15 protein-coding genes are annotated in these 21591 nt (G+C 71.0%); 2 read left to right on the forward strand and 13 right to left on the reverse strand.

Annotation, left to right across the window (positions count from 1 at the left end):
- Positions 1-69: 69 nt before the first annotated feature.
- The 12 genes from ACFQU4_RS12465 to ACFQU4_RS12520 all read right to left on the reverse strand — a co-directional run bounded on the left by ACFQU4_RS12465 (position 70) and on the right by ACFQU4_RS12520 (position 16763).
- Positions 70-1962 (reverse strand): ABC transporter ATP-binding protein, encoded by a 1893-nt coding sequence (locus ACFQU4_RS12465; protein ID WP_377491862.1) that lies wholly within the window; start codon positions 1960-1962, stop codon positions 70-72.
- Entirely contained in the window at positions 1959-4115 is a 2157-nt protein-coding gene (locus ACFQU4_RS12470; RefSeq protein ID WP_377491865.1) for an ABC transporter ATP-binding protein, read from the reverse strand. Before ACFQU4_RS12470 ends, ACFQU4_RS12465 begins: the two co-directional genes overlap by 4 nt.
- A 187-nt stretch (positions 4116-4302) precedes the next feature.
- On the reverse strand, positions 4303-5340 hold the full coding sequence (locus ACFQU4_RS12475; protein ID WP_377491868.1) for a LacI family DNA-binding transcriptional regulator: 1038 nt from the start codon (positions 5338-5340) through the stop codon (positions 4303-4305).
- 19 nt (positions 5341-5359) lie between these two features.
- Positions 5360-8953, reverse strand: coding sequence for a chromosome segregation protein SMC (gene smc, locus ACFQU4_RS12480; protein ID WP_377491871.1), 3594 nt, complete (start codon positions 8951-8953; stop codon positions 5360-5362).
- 94 nt (positions 8954-9047) lie between these two features.
- Complete coding sequence (locus tag ACFQU4_RS12485) at positions 9048-9689, reverse strand: GtrA family protein (RefSeq protein WP_377491874.1); 642 nt, start codon at positions 9687-9689, stop codon at positions 9048-9050.
- A gap of 49 nt (positions 9690-9738) precedes the next feature.
- Entirely contained in the window at positions 9739-10758 is a 1020-nt protein-coding gene (locus tag ACFQU4_RS12490; RefSeq protein WP_377491877.1) for a DUF4037 domain-containing protein, read from the reverse strand.
- Between the two features lie 2 nt (positions 10759-10760).
- Complete coding sequence (locus tag ACFQU4_RS12495) at positions 10761-11468, reverse strand: ZIP family metal transporter (RefSeq protein WP_377491880.1); 708 nt, start codon at positions 11466-11468, stop codon at positions 10761-10763.
- A gap of 78 nt (positions 11469-11546) precedes the next feature.
- On the reverse strand, positions 11547-12455 hold the full coding sequence (locus ACFQU4_RS12500) for a carbohydrate ABC transporter permease (protein ID WP_377491883.1): 909 nt from the start codon (positions 12453-12455) through the stop codon (positions 11547-11549).
- Positions 12452-13408 carry a carbohydrate ABC transporter permease gene (locus tag ACFQU4_RS12505; RefSeq protein WP_377491886.1) on the reverse strand — a complete coding sequence of 319 codons (957 nt, stop codon included), beginning with the start codon at positions 13406-13408 and terminating at the stop codon, positions 12452-12454. Before ACFQU4_RS12505 ends, ACFQU4_RS12500 begins: the two co-directional genes overlap by 4 nt.
- Before the next feature lie 11 nt (positions 13409-13419).
- Positions 13420-14814, reverse strand: a complete 1395-nt coding sequence (locus ACFQU4_RS12510; RefSeq protein ID WP_377491889.1) for an ABC transporter substrate-binding protein — start codon at positions 14812-14814, stop codon at positions 13420-13422.
- A gap of 23 nt (positions 14815-14837) precedes the next feature.
- Positions 14838-15854 (reverse strand): DUF6528 family protein, encoded by a 1017-nt coding sequence (locus ACFQU4_RS12515; protein ID WP_377491892.1) that lies wholly within the window; start codon positions 15852-15854, stop codon positions 14838-14840.
- A 12-nt stretch (positions 15855-15866) separates the two neighbouring features.
- A complete protein-coding gene (locus tag ACFQU4_RS12520; RefSeq protein WP_377491895.1) occupies positions 15867-16763 on the reverse strand; it encodes a MurR/RpiR family transcriptional regulator in 897 nt (298 codons plus the stop codon).
- A 66-nt stretch (positions 16764-16829) separates the two neighbouring features.
- Between ACFQU4_RS12520 and ACFQU4_RS12525 the strand changes: the two genes are divergently transcribed.
- Both ACFQU4_RS12525 and ACFQU4_RS12530 read left to right on the forward strand, forming a co-directional pair.
- The gene (locus tag ACFQU4_RS12525) at positions 16830-17534 is read left to right on the forward strand and encodes an HAD family hydrolase (RefSeq protein WP_377491898.1); all 705 of its coding nucleotides are present in this window, start codon (positions 16830-16832) and stop codon (positions 17532-17534) included.
- A 107-nt stretch (positions 17535-17641) separates the two neighbouring features.
- Positions 17642-20467 carry an arabinosyltransferase domain-containing protein gene (locus ACFQU4_RS12530; protein ID WP_377491901.1) on the forward strand — a complete coding sequence of 942 codons (2826 nt, stop codon included), beginning with the start codon at positions 17642-17644 and terminating at the stop codon, positions 20465-20467.
- Here the strand turns inward: ACFQU4_RS12530 and ACFQU4_RS12535 are convergent.
- A complete protein-coding gene (locus ACFQU4_RS12535) occupies positions 20457-21575 on the reverse strand; it encodes a Gfo/Idh/MocA family protein (RefSeq protein ID WP_377491904.1) in 1119 nt (372 codons plus the stop codon). The genes ACFQU4_RS12530 and ACFQU4_RS12535 overlap by 11 nt on opposite strands.
- Between the last annotated feature and the right edge of the window lie 16 nt (positions 21576-21591).

Below are 21591 nucleotides of genomic sequence, written 5' to 3' on the forward strand. Positions count from 1 at the left end.
CACACAACCGAAGGTCGCCGGCCAGCGGCAGCTCGGGGACGCGCCGCGTTTCGGTGCGGCTCCGGCGTGTCAGTGCACGGGTTCCGGTCGAGCGGTCCCGACCCGGTGGGCGACCCAGGCCTGGTGCAGCCTCGCGTAGATGCCGTCCGGCAGATCGACCAGGTCGGCGTGCCGGCCGTGCTCGACGACGTGGCCGTGGTCGAGCACCAGGACCAGGTCGGCGCGTTCGGCGGTCGACAGGCGGTGCGCGATGGTGACCGTGGTCCGGCCGCGGGCCAGGCCCTCCAACGCGGCCTGCAGGCGGACGTCCGAGGCCGGGTCGACGGCGCTGGTCGCCTCGTCCAGCACGATCAGATCCGGGTCGGCGATGTAGGCCCGGGCCAGGGCGACCAGCTGTCGCTCGCCGGCGCTGAGCGCCTCGCCGCGCTGGTGCACCGGGGTGTCCAGCCCGAGCGGCAGGCCTTCGATCCAGTCCAGCAGGCCGAGGTCCTCCATCGCCGCCAGCATCTGCAGCTCGGTGGCGTCGGGGCGGCCGTAGCGGAGGTTGTCGGCGATGCTGCCGTCGAACAGGAAGCCCTCCTGCGGCACCATCACCACCCGGCCGCGCAGCGAGTCGAACGGGATCCGGTCGACCTCGATGCCGCCGATCCGTACGGCGCCGGAGGTCGGGTCCATCATCCGGGTCAGCAGCTTCGCGAGCGTCGTCTTGCCGCTGCCGGTCTCGCCGACGATCGCGACATGGGTCCGCGGCGGGATCGACACGTTCAGGCCGTGCAGGACCTCGGGGCCGCCCGGGTAGGCGTACCGGAGATCGGCGATCTCGATGCCGAGCGGGCCGGCCGGCAGCCGCTGGGCATCCGCCCGGGCCGGGCCGCGCTCCCCCGTCTTCGGATCGATCGCACCGCCGGGATCGGCGATGTCGGCCGGGGTGTCGATCACGCCGAGCACCCGGCGCCAGCCGGCCACCGCGTTCTGGGCCTCGTTGAGCATCTCGATGCCCATCCGGACCGGCTGGCTGAACAGCGACACCAGGAACACGAACGCGACCAGCTGGCCCACCGAGAGCAGGTCCGTGGACGTGCCGAGCCAGATGCCGACCACGATCACCATGCCGGTGGTGATGCCGTCGCTCATCTCCGACAGGGAGAAGGACACGGCCTGCGGCCGCAGCACCCGCAGCTGCGCGCCGCGGACCTCGGTGACGGTGTCGTCCATCTCGCGGTTGGTCCGGCCGGTGACGCCGTACGCGCGGATCGTGGCGGACCCGACGAGGGACTCCGACACCGAGCCGAGCATCGACCCGACCCGGGACCGGACGATCTGGTACCGGGACCGGATCCGCTTCTGGATCTGGGTCATCGCCAGCAGCACCGGTACGAAACACAGCCAGGTCAGGATCGCCAGCGGCCAGGAATAGATCGCCATCACGACGGTCGCGATGACCACCTGCAGGCTCATCACGATCAGCATGATCCCGCCGAAGGACATGAACTGGCTGACCGTGTCGACGTCGCTGGTCACCCGGGAGACCAGCGCGCCGCGCTTCTCGGTGGACTGGGTGAGCAGCGACAGGTCGTGGATGTGCCGGAAGGCGCGGGTACGCAACGTCCGCAGCGCGGTCTCCGAGGCCCGGAACAGCCGGCGGTTCATGAACACGTTCGCCGCCACCGTCCCCGCCAGGACGAGGGCCGCGAGGCCCAGGCTGCCCGCGACGAAGCCCAGGTCGATCGCCTCGGCGCCGACGATCCCGCCGTCGATGATCCGCTGCACCGTCACCGGTACGACGATCTTGCCCGCGGTCGTGACCACGGCGAGCACCAGGGTCAGCCACAGGCCACGGGCGACGTCCGGGGTCAGCGCCAGGCCACGGCGGACGGTGGCGATCGTGCCCTCTTCCGCGCTCCGTTCGGTGGCCAGGCTGCTGCTCTCCGACACCGGCGCCTTCTGTGGGGTGACGGTCATCGTTCCTCCATCAGACGGTCCTCGTCCTCGCAGTCGGTACGGTGCCGCTCCTCGGCCCGTTCCACCCACACCTCCGGGTCGTCCGGCGACGGCTCCCGCTTCCCGTGCTCCCGCTCGGCGCGCTCCCGTTCCGCCCGCTTCCGCTCGGCCAGCTCGCGTTCCGCGCGCTCCCGTTCGGCCTGCGCCCGTTCGTCGCTCGCCTGGGCCGCGGCCTGCTCGTCCAGCTCGGCCCGTTCCGACTCGAGCAGCTCGTGGGCGATGGCCGCCTCGTCGTACGCCTCGACCAGGGCCTGGTACGGCGGGACCTCGGCGAGGAGTTCGGCGTGGCTGCCGGTCGCGGTGATCCGGCCGTGTTCGAGGAACACCACCCGGCTGGCGATCGAGATCGTCGACTTGCGGTAGGCGACCACCAGCAGCGTCGTCTCGGTGATCTCCTGGTGGATGCCCTCCAGGATGGCGGCCTCGACCGCCGGGTCGCAGGCGCTGGTGGCGTCGTCCAGGACGAGCAGCCGGGGCCGGCGGACCAGCGCGCGAGCAAGCGCGATCCGCTGCCGCTGCCCGCCGGACAGCGACCCGCCGCGCTCCCCGAGCACCGTGTCGAGGCCCTCCGGGAGGGCGTCCACGAAGCCCTCGGCCTGAGCGACCCGGAGGGCCCAGCGGACGTCCTCGTCGCTGAAGTCCTCGCCGAGGGTCACGTTGTCCCGGACGCTGGAGTCGAACACGAAGGCCTGCTGCAGGACCAGGGCGACGGACTCGGCGAGCGAGTCGGCGGTGAGGTCGCGCAGGTCGACGCCGTCCAGCAGGATCCGGCCGTCGGTCGGGTCCAGCAGCCGCGAGGCCAGCAGGGTCAGGGTCGACTTGCCGGAACCGGTGGCGCCGACGATCGCGACCACCCGGCCGTCGGTCTCGGCGTCGGCGGTGAGGTCGACCTGGTGCAGCGCCACGGCGTCCGGCCGGGTGCGACCGGTCGCCGAATGCGAGTCGCGGTATTCGAGCGTGACGCCCCGGAACTCCACCCGTGCGGGGCGGCCGGTGTCCGGTGCGGTGGCCGTACCGTACGCGAGCTGGTCCCGGGCGGTCAGGATCCGGCGGGTCCGGCGCCAGCCGACCACCACCCGCGAGAGATCACCGAGCACCCAGCCGAACGACCGCAGCGGCAGCGCCATCAGCGTGAACAGGTAGGCGACCTGCACCAGCTGGCCGGTGGTCAGCGCGCCCTGCCCGATCCGCCAGGTGCCGACGAGCGTGACCAGCAGGATCGCGACGTTCGGCAGCGCGTCGATGACCGGGTCGAACCAGCCGCGTACGTAGCCGAGGCGGATGCCGTTGCGGCGCAGCCGGTCGGCGGCGTCGACGAACCGCTCCTCCTCGACGTCCTCGCGGCCCAGGGACTTGACCACGTTGGCGCCGTCGAACGACTCGTGGGCGATCTCGGAGACCTCGGCGCGGAGCCGCTGCGACTCCAGCGCGATCGGCGCCGCCTTCGCCTGGAAGATCATGTTCAGCGCCATCAGCATCCCGACCGTCACGACCATGATCAGCAACAGGACGGGGTCGATGCCGGCCACCACGACGACGGCGTACGCCAGCATGGCCAGCGTCGCCAGGGCGAACGGGAACGGCGCGATGGCGAAGAAGGTGGCCTCGATGTCGGAGTACATCGTCGACAGCAGCGCGCCGGTCGACTGGCGGCGGTGCCACAGCAGCGGCAGCTCGGACAGCCGGCGGGTCAGCCGCAACCGGTAGTCCGCGATCAGGTGGAACTGGGTCACCGAGGCCAGCGTGCGCCGGCCCACCACGGTCACCGCCCGGAGCACGGCGATGCCAGCCACCAGCAGGCCCGCCGTGGCGACGGCGCCGGGGACGGGGTTGCCGGACTCGAACGAAGGCACGATGACGTCCTGCGTCACCTGCCCGATCACCGTCGAGGTCAGCACCTGCAACAGGGCGAACGCGACCCCGGAGAGCACCGACGGGATGAAGATCAGCCGACGCTCCCAGCAGGCCGAGAACAACCGGCCGAGCCCTTCGCGGAAGACGACACCCGCCGACGGTGCGGCGCCGATGCCGTCGGCCGTTGCGGCGGTCGAGGTTCGAGCGGGCGAGGGCCGGGACGGAGTTCCGGTCGAGCCGGAGGCAGCAGAGACAGTCAAGGAACACCCAGGAAGGAGGACGAAACGACGGGAACCCGTCGCCGGTGACGAAACCCAACGATCCTAACCCGCCGCCCGGACCCGGGAAAACGCTCCCCCGCTCTCGGCTGCGACCCGTGGGCAAGCCAGAACGCTCCCTGAGCTTGTCGAAGGGCCAAGCCCGACCTGGCTCGGCGCTGCGACAGGCTCAGGGCACCGGGAGGTTGCCCGGACGGGTACTGGCGCGGTGGGCGATCGTGGCGGCGGGCATCACGACGCGGGCGGGCGCGGGGGTGGAGCCCTGGGCGATCCGCTCGATCAGCAACTCGCAGATCGCGTCGGCCATCGCCTCGTTGTCCGGTTCGACGGAGGTCAGGGCGGGGATCGTGTGCGCGCTCGTCCGGAGGTTGTCGAAGCCGATCACCTGGACCTGGTCCGGCACCCCGATCCCAGCGTCGGCGAGCGCGCGCAGCACCCCGTACCCGGCGGCGTCGGTGAGCGCGAAGACGGCGTCGAAGTCGATCTTGGCGGCGATCAGTTCCTGGACCGCCCGGTGGCCGTCGGCGACCCGCAGCGACGCGGGAACGATCAGCTCCGGGTGCACCGGCAGCCCGGCGTCGGCGTGCGCCCTCCGGTAGCCGGTGGTCCGCAGCGCGGCCATGGTCTGCCGGCGGGAGGATCGCCCGCCCAGCAGCACGATCCGGCGGGCACCGGTGCGCAGCAGCAGTTCGGTCGCCTGCCGGGCGCCGTCGACGTTGTCCATCAGCACGTGGTCGAACCGGGCCGGCACCGCCCGCTCGCCGATCAGCACCACCGGGGTGTCGATCCGCAGCCGTTCAAGATCATCACGGTCGCCGGCCACCACGCTGAGCACGAACCCGTCGTAGCTGCTCAGCCGCGCCGTGGTCAGTGTGTCCAGCTCGGCGGAACGGGAGCCGCCGGTGCGTTCCATGATCAGCCGCAGTCCATGATCACCGAGCCGCGCCGCCAGCCGGTCGGCCAGCTCGGAGAAGTAGCCGGAGTCGAAGTCCGGTACGGCGAGCCCGACGGTTCCGGTCCGGCCGACCCGGAGCTGCCGGGCGGCGACGTTGACCTGATAGCCCAGTTCCTCGATCGTCTCCAGCACCCGCTGCCGGGTGGCTTCGCTGACCCGCTGCGACCGGCCGTTGATCACGTTCGACACGGTCATGGTCGACACGCCCGCGGCACGGGCCACGTCGGTCATGGTCACCGCACGTCTGTTCATGATCAGACGCAGCTGCCGGTCAGGCGACCGATTCGGCGTCGGTACGGAGACGCTGGGAGATCACCGCCGAGACACCGTCGCCGCGCATCGTCACCCCGTACAGCGCGTCCGCGACCTCCATGGTGCGCTTCTGGTGGGTGATCACGAGCAGCTGGCTGTTCTGCCGGAGCTCCTCGTAGATCTCCAGCAGCCGACCCAGGTTGGTGTCGTCCAGCGCCGCCTCGACCTCGTCCAGGATGTAGAACGGGCTCGGTCGGGCGATGAACAGCGAGACCAGGAACGCGACCGCGACCAGGGACCGCTCGCCGCCGGACAGCAGCGACAGCCGCTTCACCTTCTTGCCCGGCGGCCGCGCCTCGACGTCCACGCCGGTGGTCAGCCAGTTGCCCGGCTCGGTCAGCACCAGCCGGCCCTCGCCGCCCGGGAAGAGCCGCGCGAAGACCCGGTTGAAGGCGTTCTCGACGTCGGCGTACGCGTCGGCGAAGACCTGCTCCACCCGGGCGTCGACCTCGCTGATGATGTCGAGCAGGTCGGTCCGGGTCTTGCGCAGGTCCTCCAGCTGCTCGGAGAGGAACTTGTGCCGCTCCTCCATCGCGTCGAACTCCTCCAACGCGAGCGGGTTGATCCGGCCCAGCTGGCCGAGCGACCGTTCGGCGCGGCGGAGCCGCTTCTGCTGCTCCTCCCGCACGTACGGCACCGGCTCGGGCCGCTCGCTCTCGTCGGTGATGGCGGAGCCGTCGTCCCGGGTCAGCACCGGGACCGGCAGTTCGGGCCCGTACTCCTCGGCCAGCACGGTCGGCTCCAGGCCGAGCTCGGTCATCGCCTTCTCGTTCAGCGCCTCGATCCGCATCCGGTGCTCGGCCCGGGCCATCTCCTCGCGGTGCGCGGAGTCGACCAGCGACTCGAAGTCGGCGCCGAGCGAGCGGACCTTCCGGCGGACCTCGGCCAGCACGGCCTCGGCCTCCTGCCGGGTCGCCTCGGCCTCGGAACGCTCGGTCGCGGCCAGCGCCACCGACCGCTCGACCTGCTCGGCCAGGTAGCTGCCGGCCGCATGCACCGCGGTCGCCATCCGCGCCTCGCGGAGCATCCGTTCCCGGCGGGCCACCGCGCGGGCGTGCGCCTGGCGTTCGTTCTCGGCCGCCCGGCGCAGCGCGTCGGCCCGGCCGGCCAGGGCCCGGACCCGCTCCTCCAACGTCCGCAACGCGAGCCGGGACTCCATCTCGGCGGCCCGGGCCAGCCGGGCCTCCTCGCCCAGCCGGTCCCGCTCGGCCGAGTCCGGTTCGTCGATCTCGGCCTCGTCGCTGGCCATCTCGAGCCGCTGCTCCAGGTCGGCCAGCCCGGACAGGTCGGAATCCCGGGCCTCCTCGGCCTGCCGGATCGCCGCGGCCAGCCGGTCCGCCTCGCCGCGGGCGCCCTTCGCGGTCGAGGACAGCTGGCCGAGCTCCTCGGCCACGGCCGCCATCGCCGCGTCGGACTCGTGCAGCTTGGCCAGGGTGATCTCGACGTCCCGCTTGGCCTGGGTGTGCCGATCGGCCAGCTCGGTCTGGGCGAACTTCAACCGCTCGCAGGCATGGTTGGCCGCGGCCAGCTTCTGCTCCGCCTCGTCGACCGCGGCCTGTACCTCGATCAGGCTCGGCTGCGCCGAGGAACCGCCGGCCGCGAAGTGGGCGCTCAGGACGTCGCCGTCCCGGGTCACCGCGGTCAGGTCGGCGTACTGCCGGACCAGGTCCCGGGCCGCCGCCAGGTCGTCCACGACGGCGATCTTGCGCAGCACCCGGTCCACCGCGGGCCGCAGCTCCGCGCCGCACTCGACCACGTCGACGGCGTACCGGACGTTGCCGGGCAGGTCCGGCCAGGAGGTCCGGCCGGAGCCCGGGGCCCGATCTTCTCCAGCGACATTGGCCAGCAGCAGCCCGGCCCGGCCGAGGTCCTCGAGCTTGAGATGTTCGAACGCGGTGATCGCGGCGTTCACGTCGGTCACCGCGACGGCGTCCGCCGCGTGCCCGAAGGCCGCCGCCACCGCCGTCTCGTACGTCGCCTCGACCCCGACCAGCGCCGCCACCGAGCCGAGCAGGCCGGCCACCTGGTCGGTCGCCGCCAGCAGCGCGGCGCCGGCGTCCTTGCGCCGCAGGCCGACCTGGAGCGCCTCGACCCGGGCCACCAGCGCGGCCCGCTCCTGCTGGGCCTGCGCCTCGGCGCGGCGCAGCTCGGCAAGCTCGGCGTCGAACCGGTCCAGCGTCTCCTGGGCGGACTCGTGTTCGGCGTCCAGTCCCTCTTCGCCGTCGTCCAGCCCGGCCACCCGCGACTCCAGCGAGGTGAACGCCCGCTCGGCGACCGCGGCCCGCTCCGCCGCCTCCGCCTGCGCGGCGCTGAGCCGGCCGAGTTCCGCGTCCGCGGCCTCGGCCCGGCTGCGCAGCGAGTTGACCTGGCCGGTCAGCCGGGCCAGGCCCTCGCGCCGGTCGGACGCGGCCCGGATCAGGCCGGCGAACCGGGTCTCCTCGATCCGGTGCGCCTCCTCCAGCTCGGCCCGCCGTTCGCTGGCCAGCTCGAGCGCCTCGGCCTTCTCCTCCAGCTCTGCGGTCAGTTCGGCTTCCTGCTCGCCGACCGCGTCCGCCTCCCGGTCCAGTTCGTCGGGGTCGCGGCCGGGCCGTACCTCTCCCGGATCGGACTCGGCGTTGCGCATCCGTTCCCGGGCGATTGACAGTGTGCTGGCCACCCGCTCCTTCAGCGCGGCCAGGGAGTACCAGGTCTCCTGGGCGGCGGTCAGTCGCGGCAGCCCTTCCCGTACGGACTCCTCGGCGGCGACCTCGGTCTCCCGGGCCGCCTCCAGCGCGTCCTCCAGCTCGCGGCGGCGTTCCCGCATCGCCTTCTCGTCGGCCAGGTCGGACTCCATCGCGAGCGTGGCCTGGACCAGGTCGTCGGCGATCAGCCGGGCCTTCGCGTCGCGGACCTCGGCCTGGATCACGGCGGCCTTGCGGGCCACCTCGGCCTGCCGGCCGAGCGGCTTCAGCTGGCGCCGGATCTCCGAGATCAGGTCGTTCAGCCGGTTCAGGTTGCCCTCGGTCGAGTCCAGCTTCTTCAGCGCCTTTTCCTTGCGCTTGCGGTGCTTCAGCACGCCGGCGGCCTCTTCGATGAAGCCGCGCCGGCCCTCCGGGGTGGCCTGCAGGATCGAGTCGAGCTGGCCCTGGCCGACGATGACGTGCATCTCCCGGCCGATGCCGGAGTCGGACAGCAGTTCCTGGATGTCGAGCAGCCGGGCGGTCTGGCCGTTGATCGCGTACTCGGAACCGCCGTTGCGGAACATGGTCCGGGACAGCGTGACCTCGGTGTACTCGATCGGCAGCGCGCCGTCGGAGTTGTCGATGGTCAGCGTCACCTCGGCCCGGCCGAGCGGCGCCCGCCCGGACGTACCGGCGAAAATGACGTCCTGCATCTTGCCGCCGCGCAGCGACTTCACGCCCTGCTCACCCATCACCCAGCTGAGCGCGTCGACGACGTTGGACTTGCCCGACCCGTTCGGCCCCACCACGCAGGTGATCCCCGGCTCGAAGTTGAGCGTGGTCGCCGAGGCGAAGGACTTGAATCCCTTCAGGGTCAGGCTCTTCAGGTACACCGCACGTTCCTCGACTAACTCGTCTCGACAATCACTTTCGGGGCCGGGGAAGCGTACTTCACATTAACCGAGGGGTTCCGGCCAATCGGGGAGGTCAGCCCCGGATCCGCTCCCGCGCCTCACCGGCCGGCTCAGGTTCGATCCGGTCCCGCGCGGCCTGGGCCTCCTCGGCCACCTCCGCGGCTACCTCGGATTCGAAGCTGACATGGCTGCCGCGGCGCACGGCCGAGAAGGTCCACAGCTTGTTCAGGACGAACGAGATCGGCACCGTGAAGCCGATCGTGATCAGCTGCGCCCAGTAGTACTTGGTCCGGAACCCGGTCGAGTTGTCGAGCAGGTTCGACGGCAGCGAGAAGATCGAACCCGGGTGCATCAGCAGGGTCAGGATGCCGAGGCCGATCAGCTGGGCCACCAGCCCGACCGCCAGGAACGGCCCGAACTCGCGCCACCAGCCGCTGTGCTTCGCACTCCGGAAGGTCCACATCCGGTTCAGCTGGAAGTTCCACAGGTTCGCGATCAGGAACGCGATCATCGAGTAGACGTGGTACCAACGGACGTTGAAGTCGGTCAGCGGCAGATCGATCGCGACCGCGTCGAAATGGGGACCGGCCCGCTTCAGCAGGACGACGCTGATCAGGTTCACCAGCACGCCGGAAGCGCCGACCAGCCCGAACCGGATCAGCAGGAGCCAGTTGTGGCGGTGGCGCACGAAAAGGAAGTGCCGGAGTCTTTCCACGATCGGACGATGCTACCGCCCCACCCTGTGCGCGACGCCAATCGACGGCTCAGCCCGTGGGCCCGGGAGCCTTGACCCCGCCCGTCAGGCCGTCAAGGTCGGGCCGGCCAGGGAGGACGTCGCGAACCCGGTCGAGGCCGCCGGCGGGCCAGCGGCGGACCAGGTCGAGCACCTCCGGGTCGCGGATCTCGGCCTGCAGGGCGGCCGGGAAGTCGCCCCAGAGGACGCGGAACGGGCGGTCCCAGAGTTGCACGAGTTCTGTCGGTACGGGCTCGGTCAGGGCCAGCGCGTTCTGCCGGGCGGCGACCTCCCGGTAGGCGGCGATCAGGGCCTCCTCGCGTTCCCGCCAGTGCTCCGCAGCCAGCACGGAACGGAGCAGCGGCTGCAGGGTCGCCGCGCCGGGCAGGCGGGCGAAGGCGGTGCCGAACCATTTCGGGTACGGGGCGTAGCGGCGCTCGATCAGGAAGCAGAGCTGCATCAGGCCGCGGACCAGGTCGGCGCCGATCAGGGCCGACCCGAGCTCGTCGCCGACCTGCCCGGTGCGCCCGACCAGGTTGGCTTCCGGGTGCACCCGCCACCAGGCGGTCGACAGGAGATACAGCCAGACGTCGCGCGGATAGTAGGCGTACCGGTCCCGCACCGGCTGCAGCCCGGCCCCGTCGTGGAACACCTCGCCGGCGGTGAACATCAGCAGCCGCTGCTCGGACAGACTGAGCCAGTCCCGGACGGTCGGCTGGTGATCTTGGTCGACGCCGAGCTGACCGTGGACGTAGCCGCGCAGCGGCTGCACCCGGTGGTCGGTCGGGAAGCCGTCGAACCGCTCCGGCACCGCCCGCCGGACCGTCGCCGCCACCGGGTCCACCGGCTCGCCGTCGCGGAGGAAGATCAACACCCGCGGCTGTCGATCATGGTCGGCGGACTGGGCGTCGTCGTAGCCGAGCACCTCGGACCCGCGGCCGAGCAGGGCGGCGCTGTAGTCCAGGTTCGGGTGATCATCGGCGAGTGCGGGGCCGACGATCTCCACGAAGAGGCGTCGGCTCAACTCCAGACCGGAGACGTACGATTCCATGATCAGACCAGGTTGGAGAGGGCGGCCGCGACGGCGAAGCCGATCACGGTGACCAGGCCGGCCCGGTTGCCCGCCTTCTCGGTCGCCTCCGGGATCATCGAGTCGACCAGCATCACCAGCAGGGCACCGGCCGCGAAGCCGTCGATCCCGGCCTTGATCTCGGGCCCGGCGACGCTGGCGAGACCGTACCCGCCGAGGGTGGCCAGCATGCAGGCCACCGCGACGACGCACCAGAGCCCGAGCACGGCGCGCGGCGCCTTGCCGGCCGACCGCATGTCGCTGGCCGAGCCGATCCCCTCGGGCAGGTTCGAGATGAAGATCGCGACCAGCAGCGCGACGCTGACGCCCTCGCCGGCGGCCAGCCCGATGCCGAGCACGGCCTGCTCCGGGATCCCGTCCAGCAGCGAGCCGAGCGCCAGCGGCAGGCCGCCCGCGCCGCCGCCGGACCGGCCGCCGATCCGGTCCACCGCCGCGTTCGCCGCGAAGAAGGCCAGCGCGCCGGCGGCCAGCCCGATCGCCACCGGGATCGGGCCGGCGATGGCCAGACCCTCCTGGGCCAGCTCGAAGGCGACGCTGGAGATCAACGCGCCCGCGCCGAACGCGAGGACGCCGCCGACCAACCCGGCCCGCCACTTCCTGATCATGCCGAGCACGGCCCCGATCACCAGCGAACTCGCCGCTACCGCGCCCCAACCCAACGCTGCCAGCATGGTGATCAACGCTACTGGATCAAACCCTCTTCGACAGGCTCAGGACACGCATCGACAGGCTCCGGACGCTCGGAGGGGTCAGCTCTTCACGGCGCCCGCGATGCCCTCGACGAAGTACTTCTGCAGCGCGATGAACACCACGACCACGGGGATGAAGGCGATCACGATGCCGGCCGCCATGGTCGCCAGGTCCGCGGTGTTGCGGTTGGTGAACTGGGTGTAGAGGCCGACCGCGATGGTCTGGAGGTCCGGCCGGTTGGCGGTGAAGACGAGCGGCATGAAGAAGTCGTTCCAGGCCCGGATCGTCTCCAGGATGGTCACCGTGGCGAGGGCCGGCTTGGCCAGCGGCACCATGATCGTCGCGAACACGCGGAGGAACCCGGCGCCGTCCATCACCGCAGCCTCCTCCAGCTCGGCCGGCAGCTTGGCGAAGTACGCGCTGAACAGCAGGATGTAGAGCAGGTGGCCGCCGCTGGACACCGCGAGCACCAGCCCGGCCATCGACTCGGACAGGCCCAGTCCCTTGATCAACTGCCAGATCGGGATGATCGTGTACCCCTCCGGCAGGAACGCCGACACGGCGAAGACCGTGATCAGGATCTTCTTGCCAGGAAAGGGATACCGGCCGAGGGCGTACCCGCTGAGGCAGCTCAGCGTCACCACGATGATCACCGTCGAGACGGTCAGGACCACCGAGTTGCCGAAGTACTGGCCGAACGACCCGACGAACCAGGCCTGGGCGTAGTTCTCGACATGGAAGATCGACGCCAGCTCGCCCCAGCGGTGCGGCGCCAGCAGTTCCCAGCGGAACCCCTCCGGCAGCAGGCCCAGGGACCCGCCGAGCACCTCCCGGTTGGACTTCACCGAGGACAGGATCGCCCCGGTCAGCGGGTAGGTCCAGACGATCGCCACCGCGAGCAGCAGCAGTTGGGCGGCGATCCGGACCAGCCGGCGACGCAGCTTGGTGCTCACCTTGGGGTAGATCATGTGCCCGCCCTCCCCCGCCAGAACCGGATCAGCCCGGCCATCGCCACGGCGATCACGAAGGTGGCCAGGCCGTAGAAGATGCCGGCCGCGGACGCAAAGCCGTACCGGGGCAGGGCGAACGCGTCGTTGGACACGGCCGACGGCTCGAAGGCGTACCGGTAGATGTAGAGCGGCACCATGTCGGTGGCGAAGTACGGACCGCCGTTGGTCATCGTCTTGATCAGGTCGAACACCCGCAGCCCGTCCAGGATCTGCAGGAAGGTGATCACGAACAGGAACGGCATCAGCAGCGGTACGGTGATCAGCCGGAACCGCTGCCACCGCGAGGCACCGTCGACCTCGGCCGCCTCGTTGAGCTCGGTCGGCACGGTCTGGATGCCGGCCAGCCAGTAGATCATCTTCACCCCGAACGTCTTCCAGGCACCGACCATGATCACCACCGCCATCGCGGCCGGCCCGACGTCGAGCCAGGCGACCGGGTCGGTGATCACCCCGAGCCCCTCCAGCAGGTTGTTCACGACGCCGCCCTGGGTGGCGAAGATGTTCTTCATCTGCAGGCCGACCACGGCGGAGGTGAGCACCACCGGCAGCACCAGCGCGACCCGGTACGCGGTCCGGCCGGCGACGACCTTGCTGTTCAGGATCAGCGCCATCACCAGCGAGGTGGGCACCACGATGATCACCAGCGCGCCGGTGTAGATCAGGCTGTTGCCGAAGGAGTTCCAGAACTGCGGATCGGACGCCACCTCGACGAAGTTGTCCAGCCCGACGAAGTCGTCCGGCAGGCCGATGCCGTCCCAGTCGAAGAACGCGAAGTACCAACTGGCCACGGTCGGCCAGGCCACGAAGCCGAGGAAGACCAGCACCTGTGGTGCCAGGAAGACCCAGCACCACAGGCTTCGGCGCCGTAACCAGGGCGCGCCGCGGCCACCCCGTCGAGCGGAGTTGATCATGCGCCGCGACCTCAGACGGAGGTCTTGAGGGCGTAGTCGGAGACGCCGTCCCAGTCGGCGAAGACGAACTTCTCCCGGGGACAGCCGGCCTCGGCGAGGGCCGCGTCGAACCGGTCGTTGTACTGCTGGTTCATCTCCTTGAACGCGCCCTTCCAGTCGTCGATCTTGCCGGCCAGCACCCCGGCGGCGATGTCGGCCGCGACCTGCCGCGGGGCCGGCAGTGCGGACTCCTTCTTGCGCGTCTCCATCGCCTTCGCGTCGGTCTGCGGGATCGGCGGCTGGATCACCTGGTCCTGGACCTCCAGCAGCTGCTTCACCTGCTCGTTCGGCGCGAACTTCCGGTTCAGCTCCGGGATCGCCGTGATGCTGTAGTTGGTCTCCAGCTGGCCCTTGACGAACTCCTCCCCGGTCAGGAAGTCGACCAGCGGACCCATCGCGTCGAGCAGCTTGGATTCCCTGAAGACGAAGAAGGAACTGCCGCTCAGCGACCCGTACTGCAAGGTCTCCTGGCCGGCCTCGCGGCGCGGCGGCGGTGACACGACGTAGTCGGAGAAGTCACGCTCGTGCGCCACCGAGCAGAGCCAGGTGCCGTCCAGGTTGAACGCCGTCCGGGAGGAGTTGAAGTAGCCGTCGACGTCGGCGAAGGACAGCTGGGACGAGTTCGGGTGCGTCGTCTCCGACTTCTGCAAGTCGATCATGACCTGCATCGCCTGGTCGAAGTAGACGTCCATCGCGTACCGGCCCTCGGTGAGGTCGAACCCGGTCAGCAGCCCCGGGTTGTCGCGCAGCAGGGTGTTGGCGATGAAGGTGATCGCCTCGCCGTTGAGCAACGGCAGCGCGATCCCGTACACGTCCTTGTTCTTCGCGTGGACGGCCGCGGACAACTCGATCAGCTCGGCCCAGCTGCCCGGCGGCTCCTTCGCGCCGGCCTCGGCCAGGAACTTCGTGTTACTGCCGAGGAACACGCCACGGCCGTCGTCCTGGCCCCAGGAGTAGATCTTGCCCTCGGCGGTGGTGATCCCGTCGACCCACATCTCTTGCGGATAACGGGGTTTCAGGTCGACGCCGAGGTCGCCGATCGGGACGACCCAGTCCCGCTCCCGTACCGTCGGGAGGTCGATCGAGCCGAGGGTGATGTCGGGGAAGCTGCCCGAGCTCACCTGCTGGGTGAACAGCTTGGTGAAGTTCTGGCCGGCCGAGACCACCTCGACCGTTCCGTCGGGATGCTGCTCGTTGTACTTCTGGATCTGGTTCCAGCCGTAGCCGCCCTTCTCCCAGCGGCCGCCGCCGGCGAGCAGCCGGATCGGTGACGAGCCGCCGGAACTGCAGGCGCCGAGGGTCAGGGCTGAGGCTGCGGCGGCGGCGCCACCGAGCAGGGTGCGGCGGCCGAACCGGTGCTGGGACATGTCTGCGGATTCCTATCTGGGGTTCAGTTCGCGCGCTCGTCGAACCAGCGGGCGCGGTAGATCTCGGCGCCGGGCAGGATCCGCGTCGCGTTGCGGTCGGCGCCGATGAAGAAGTCGACCTGGTCGGTGCACCAGGAGCAGGGGTTGCCCTTCTTCGGCGTGGTCTGCAAGATCACGCCGGTCTCGGCGTCGGTGCCGATGCTCTTGATGTTGAGGGCGTACAGCTCGGCGGTCCGGGGGAAGCTGTGATCGAACTTGCGGGTCGACTTCACGAACTGGTGCACGCCGTAGACCGTGGTCACCCAGAACCGGTCCGGGTCGCCGGTCACCGGTTGAAGATCATGGCCCCAGTTGGTCGGCAGCCGGTAGACGGCCTTGCGGGTCAGCGTCGGCTCGGCGTCGATGCCGCCGACTTCGTATTCGATCAGTTCGGTGTCGCCGATCGCCCAGAGCGAGCCGGTCGGCTCGTCCCAGTAGACCTCGTGGGCTCCGGGCAGCACGTCCTCGACGTAGTGGTCCGCGTGCTGACCCTGGCTCGCGGCGTAGACCCGGACGAACTTGCCGGTGCTGGCCGCGACGGCGATGTTGCCGTTCGGCAGCAGCTCAATGCCGTGCGGGTTCGGGCCGCGACCGAGCTCGACCGACCAGGCCACCTCACCGCCGGCCGGGTACGGGATCTTCGCCAGCAGCCCGTACGAGTCGGTGGCCAGGACGAACCGGTTGCCGTCCGCGTCGCGGCGCAGCCGGGCGTCGTCGGGCAGCCCCCACGAGGTCTCCGGATCGGTGATGCCGAACTCCTTGCTGGCCTTCCAGCTCCAGAGCTGGGCCGTGGACTTGTCCCAGCTCTGGCACAGGTCCATCACGACCAGTCGGTCGGACTTCTGCTCGGTCAAGATCACCGGCGTGCTGCTGATCGTCTTCGGGCCCGTCGTGCAGCGCGACGCAAGCTCCGGTTCGGCTTGAGCGGTGGTGGCGGTGCCGATCAGGGCGAGGGTGGTGGTGGCCGCGAGGACGGCCAGGGTGCGGAATGCGGGTGACATCGTGACTCCGTTTCAACGGGTGGAGCGGGGTTGTCGATTGGGTGGTACGAGGTAGCGCTGGGTCACCTCGCCGGCCAGCCCGAGCAGCCGTTCGGCCTGCTCGGAGCGACGCTGGGCGACCCGGACGTAGAGGGCGTCGCAGACGTACAGCTGGGCGTGCCGGCCGGCGGTGCCGCGGTAGCGGAGCGAGGCCGAGCGGGCGGTTGTGGAGAGGGCGACGTCGACGGCCTTGGCCAGCGGCGTGTTCGCGCTGCTGGTGATCGCCGCGGTCAACGCGCCGCGTTCGGCGGCGATGTCGACGAAGTCGAGCACCGGCCCGGCGGCACCCGAGTAGCTGATCGCCAGGGCGACGTCCCGGTCGGTCAGGGTGACGGCCTGCGAGGCGGTGTAGGTGGGGTCGACGTTGGCGGTGGCCCAGCCGCCGATCCCGGTGAGCTGGGCCGCGAGGTAGGCGGCGATGTGGGCGCTGCCACCCTGCGCGGCGATCTGAACCCGGTCGGCCTCGTCGATCGCTGCGGCGAGTTGATCAAGCGCGTCGGGGTCCAGCAGGGCCGCGGTCCGGCGCAGCGCGTTGATGCTCGAACCGGCCAGCACGGACAGGGTTTCCCGGGCGCCGAGGTCGGGCGCCAGCTCCTCGGTGTCGTCGAAGTCCGGGTCGGTACCGGCCTGGGCGCCGACCTCGCGGGCCAGCCCGAGCCGGAGTTCGGGATAGCCGCGCAGGCCGAGTTCGCGGCAGAGCCGGTTGATGCTCGCCGTCGACGTCTCCGAACGTTCAGCCAGTTCGAGGATGCTCGACCGGGCGGCGAGTTCGGGACTGGCCAGGATCGTGTCGGCGACCTTCCGGCCGCTCGCGGTGAGCTGCGGCAGCAGCCCCGTGATGCGATCGAGCAACCCTGCTTCATCGGACATGTGGTAGAAATTATCGATCATGAAGCCAGTTCGTCAATAGTTGACAACGGAACGAGGGATGAACGGATGACGACGACCCACCCGGACAAGACGGTCCTGCTCGTCGATGTCGGCGGTGTGCTGCTGTTGCTGAACCGGGAGGCGCTGGTCCCGGTGATCGCCGAGTACGGCGGGGTCACCTCGGCCGAGGACTTCTACCGCGCGCACTGCGCGGCCCACAACGCCGCGCACCCCACCCGTGGCGAACCGCTCGGCGGCTACTACGACCTGCTGCCCCGGTACGCCGGCGTCCCGGAGTCGCGCTGGGCGGACTGCACCCGGGCCTACTTCGCCGCCTCCTGCGTCAAGAACATGTGGCACGACCCGGACCAGCAGTCCAAGGCGGCGCTGGCCGGATTCGTCGACGCCGGCATCGCGGTCGCGATCGTCTCCCAGGCCGACGGCCACATCGCCGAGATGCTCTGGGACGCGAAGATGTGCCAGGAGGGCGAGGGACCGGGCGTGACGGTCGACCGGGTCTTCGACAGCACCGTGATCGGGCTGAACAAGCCCGACCCGCAGTTCTTCCTGCACGCCGTGAAGGAGGTCGGCGGACTACCCGACCGGGCCGTGCACGTCGGTGACACCGTGCCCGCGGACGTGGTCGGCGCCCAGGCCGCGGAGATCCTGGCCGTGCACTACGACCCGTACGACGACTGCGACGCACCCGATGATCATGAACACGTCCGGACCTTGATCGAGATGTCGCGCTACCTGGCCCTGCCCGCCTAGTCTTCGCGAGGAGGGCCTCGGGCCCGGCGCGCGGATATCCGGTACTGGTCACCGACACGTCAGACGGATGTCTCCGGCCGTCCATCTTCCGGTCGGACATTGGCCGGGTGTCGCGCGTTCCCCTGCGGGTGACGGTCGCCGCGGCCCTGGTCGCCGGTATCTGCAGCCTGCTGTACGTACTCGCCCCGGTGATCGAGAACACCGCCGAGTACCACTGGACCAGCTCGTCCGAACAGCGTTCGGTCGCGCTACCCTTGAGCCCGCCCCGGCCCGCCGCGTTGATGATCATGCTGCCCTGCGCCTGGCTGAATGCGCCGAACCCGGACAGGGGCCCGCTGGTCGGCACGGTCAACGCCGCGCTCGGTGATCACGGAGTCCCGGGTACGGCCGGCGCGGATCGGCTGGCCCGGGACGCGCTGCGGATCGGCTGGACGGACGGCAGGCTCGTGATCACCTCGGCCGGTGGCCGGGTGGCGAGCCTGACCCCGGCCCAGCTCGGGAGCTGCGAGACGCTGACCGTACGGCTGCGGCCGGAGGGCTCGGCGATCTCGGTCGACGACCGGATCGTGGCCGAGGACCGGAAGGACCGGCGCCCGGTGCTGACCGGGCTGTTCACCGGCCCCGGCGCCGGAGCAGTGCGGTTCACCGTGACCGCGGACACCCAGTTCACCTCGGCACCGTCCGGAATCAAGATCATCATCGGGGTGCTGGCCGCGGCCGCCCTGGCGCTGGCCTTCGCCGGGGTCCGCCGCGCCGACCCGGCCCGGAGGACCAGGGCGCCGGCCCGCTTCCGGCCGGGACCGGCCGACGCCGCGGTCGCCGTGATCATGGTCGGCTGGACCATGATCGGCTCCGGCACCGACGACGACGGGTTCATCGCCCAGATCGCGCGGTCTGGCCAGGTCGACGGCTTCTACGGCAACTACGTCCGCTGGTACAACACGCCGGAGGCGCCGTTCGGTTGGTACTACGCGGTGGTCGACCTGTTCGGCCGGGTCAGCTGGGAGCCGCTCTGGCTGCGGCTGCTGCCGCTGCTGCTCGGGCTGGCCGGCTGGCTGGTGCTGCGGCACCTGCTGCTGCCGCGGCTGATCGCACGACCGTCACGGTGGGTGGTCGCCGGTCTGGCCGCCGGGATGCTGTTGCCCTGGCTGGTCTACGGCAACTCGGTCCGGCCCGAGCCGTGGTTCGCGCTCGGGCTGATCGTCGTCCTCTGGCTGGTCGACGTCGGCCGGACCGAGCGGCGCGCGTTCCCGATCGCCGTCGCCGCGGCGGTCGCCGGGCTGACCACGGCGGTCGGCCCGACCGGGCTGGTCGCGTTCGCCCCGCTGCTGGCCGCGCTGCCGTCGCTGATCAAGATCATCCGTCGTCGGCACCGGCCACTCGCCGCGGTCGCGATCGGGCTCACCGTGCTGGCCGCCGCCGGGATCGCGCTGCTGCCGATGTTCGCCGACCAGACCCTGGGCTCGACCCTGGCCAGCGTCGCGGCCCGCAACCACGACGGCCCCAGCTATGCCTGGTACGACGACTGGCGCCGCTACGCCCAACTGCTGGAGTCGTCGTTCCCGCGCAACATCACGGTGTGGCCCGCCCTGGTCATCGCGATCTTCGTCGCGGCCGGCTGGCGCCGCTTCGCTCCGGTGCCCGGGCTGCGGTCCCGGCTGACCGGCCTGCTGCTCGGCACGTACTTCCTCTTCTTTCCGATCCTGATGTTCAGCCCGACGAAGCTCTACCACCACTTCGGCGGACTGACCATGATCATCGGGCTGGTGGTCGCCGTGGCCGTACAACTGCTCAGCCGGTCCGCGGTGCCGGCCGCGGCCCTGGCCGGCCTGACCGCGGGGATCGCCGTCGCGGCCGGGCTGTCGCTGCGCCAGAGCAACGCCTGGTGGGAAGTGGCCAGGCTCGGCGTCTGGTCCGACGGCGGCCCGATCCGGCTGGGCGGCGTCGAGCTGGCCACGCCGGTGTTGATCATCTGCCTGGTCGCCGCCCTGTTGATCTTCGTCGCCGGCCGGACCCGGGTGGCCCGGTTCGTGCCGAGCCTGCTGGGCCGGGCGCTCGTGGTCGGGCTGGCCCTGACGGTGCTGGTCGAGCCGCTGGCGCTGACCAAGGCGGCCCTCGCCCGGCCCGGCCGCTACACGGTGGCCGCCGCGGCGGCCGCGACGCTGACCGGCGGCCGATGTGCGCTGGAGCGGTCGCTGCGCGCCGAGCCGGACCCGGCGAACGGCGTCCTCGGCGCGATCCGGCCAGGCCAGGACTTCCCCGACCGCAACGGCGACGGGGTCACGGTGCGGACGGCGACGGCGGCCGGCCGGTTCAGCAGCGGCTGGTACGCGATCCCGCCGGAATCGATCGAGGGCGGCCAGGTCGTGGTCCGCGTCGGTACGCCGTCGAAGGGCGACCGGGTCTGGCTGGAGACCGATCACGGCCGCAAGGTGCTGCTCAACCGGGACGGCCGCTCGGGCGACCTGGCAGTCAGCCTGGCCCGGCACGGCGGCGCGACCCGGGTCCGGGTGATCGCCGAGGCCGGGCCCGGCTTCCGGCTGTCGGTGACCGCGCCGCGGATCCCGCGGACCGTCCCAATGGCCGACCTGCTCGGCGACCAGCCGGTCTATCTGGACTGGCGGCTCGGCTTCTACGCCGGCTGTCTGCGGCCTGCCTCGCTCACCGCGGGCCGGGCCGAACTGCCGTCCTATGCGTTCGGCCGCAAGCCGGTCGAGCAGCTGGGCCGGATGGGCTCGCCGTTCGCCGCCGTCACCGATCTGGCGGACTTCCGCTGGATCCCGCTCTATCCGGCGACGCCTGACGACGCCTTCCGCCGGCTCGGCTACACCCTCTACCAGGTGGTTCCGGCCGCGATCGACCCCGCGCCGGCACCCGTCCGCGGCGAGGCCTGGCGCTGGGGCTGGACCCGTACGCCGGCGATCACCCGGTGACCCGATAGTCGGGTACGGAGACCTCGGCACCGCCGGCCAGCGCCGAGGCGTGGGCACAGATCCCCGGCGCGGTGAACTCGGCGGCCCGCCGGGCATCGATCAGGGCCGGCCGCCCCTCGACGATGCTGGACACGAACTCGTGCACCAGATGCGGATGCGAGCCGCCGTGACCGCCGTCGATGAACGGCCGCAGCGGCTCCGGCAGCAGTTCCGGCGCCCCCGGTGGCCGGACGTCCGTCACCGAGACCGGCCGGCCCCGCTGCCCGGCCGCGGCCGGCGCCATCGCGAACCGCTTCATCGGCCCGCCCTCCAGTTGCGGCCACTCGAGTGCACCCTCGTCGCCGTACACCGAGAATCCCTCCAGGTAGGACCGGCCGAGCTGGAAGAAGGACATGGTGATGTTGGCGACCAGCGCGTCGCCGGCCGCCGTACCGTCCCGTGGCACCAGGGAGAACAGGGCCGCCTCGGTGCCGAACCCCTCACCCGCGACGCCCACCCGGTCCGCGGTGAGCCGGGAGGAGCCGAGGCATCGCACGGTCTCGACCCGGGCCTCGGCGAGCGCCAGGGCGGGCGACAGCGCGTGCGTGACGTAGTGCATCGGCGGGTAGCCGAGCCAGTACGGCGGATAGCCGTCCAGGTTCTGCAGGTGCTCGCCGCGGAAGTAGCTGAGCCGCCCCAGCGCCCCGGTGTCCCGGAGCCGCCGGGCCTCGAAGAACTCGCGCGAGAAGACCGCCGTCTCCATCATCAGGTAGTTCCGCCCGCTGCGCGCTTCCGCAGCGATCAGCCGGTCAAGATCATCGAGCGTGGTCGCCATCGGCACCGCGCTGGCACAGTGCCGCCCCGAGTCCAAGATCAACGCGACCTGCTCGGCATGCAGGGCCACCGGCGTCAGCAGGTGCACCGCATCCCACCCGTCCGCCGCCAGCGCGTCGTCCAGACTGCCAAAACGATCATGGACCCCGAACCGGTCGCCGACCTCCCGCAACCGCCCAGCATCGCTGTCCACGATCGCCACCCGCCCCACCGCCGGATGCGCCTGATAGATCGGTACGAAAGCCGCCCCGAATCCCAACCCGACCACGATCACGTCGACCAAGCCCGTTTCCACGCTCCAACCCTCTCAT

The organism is Microlunatus sp. GCM10028923 (assembly GCF_042666975.1).
GTDB lineage: Bacteria > Actinomycetota > Actinomycetes > Propionibacteriales > Propionibacteriaceae > Microlunatus.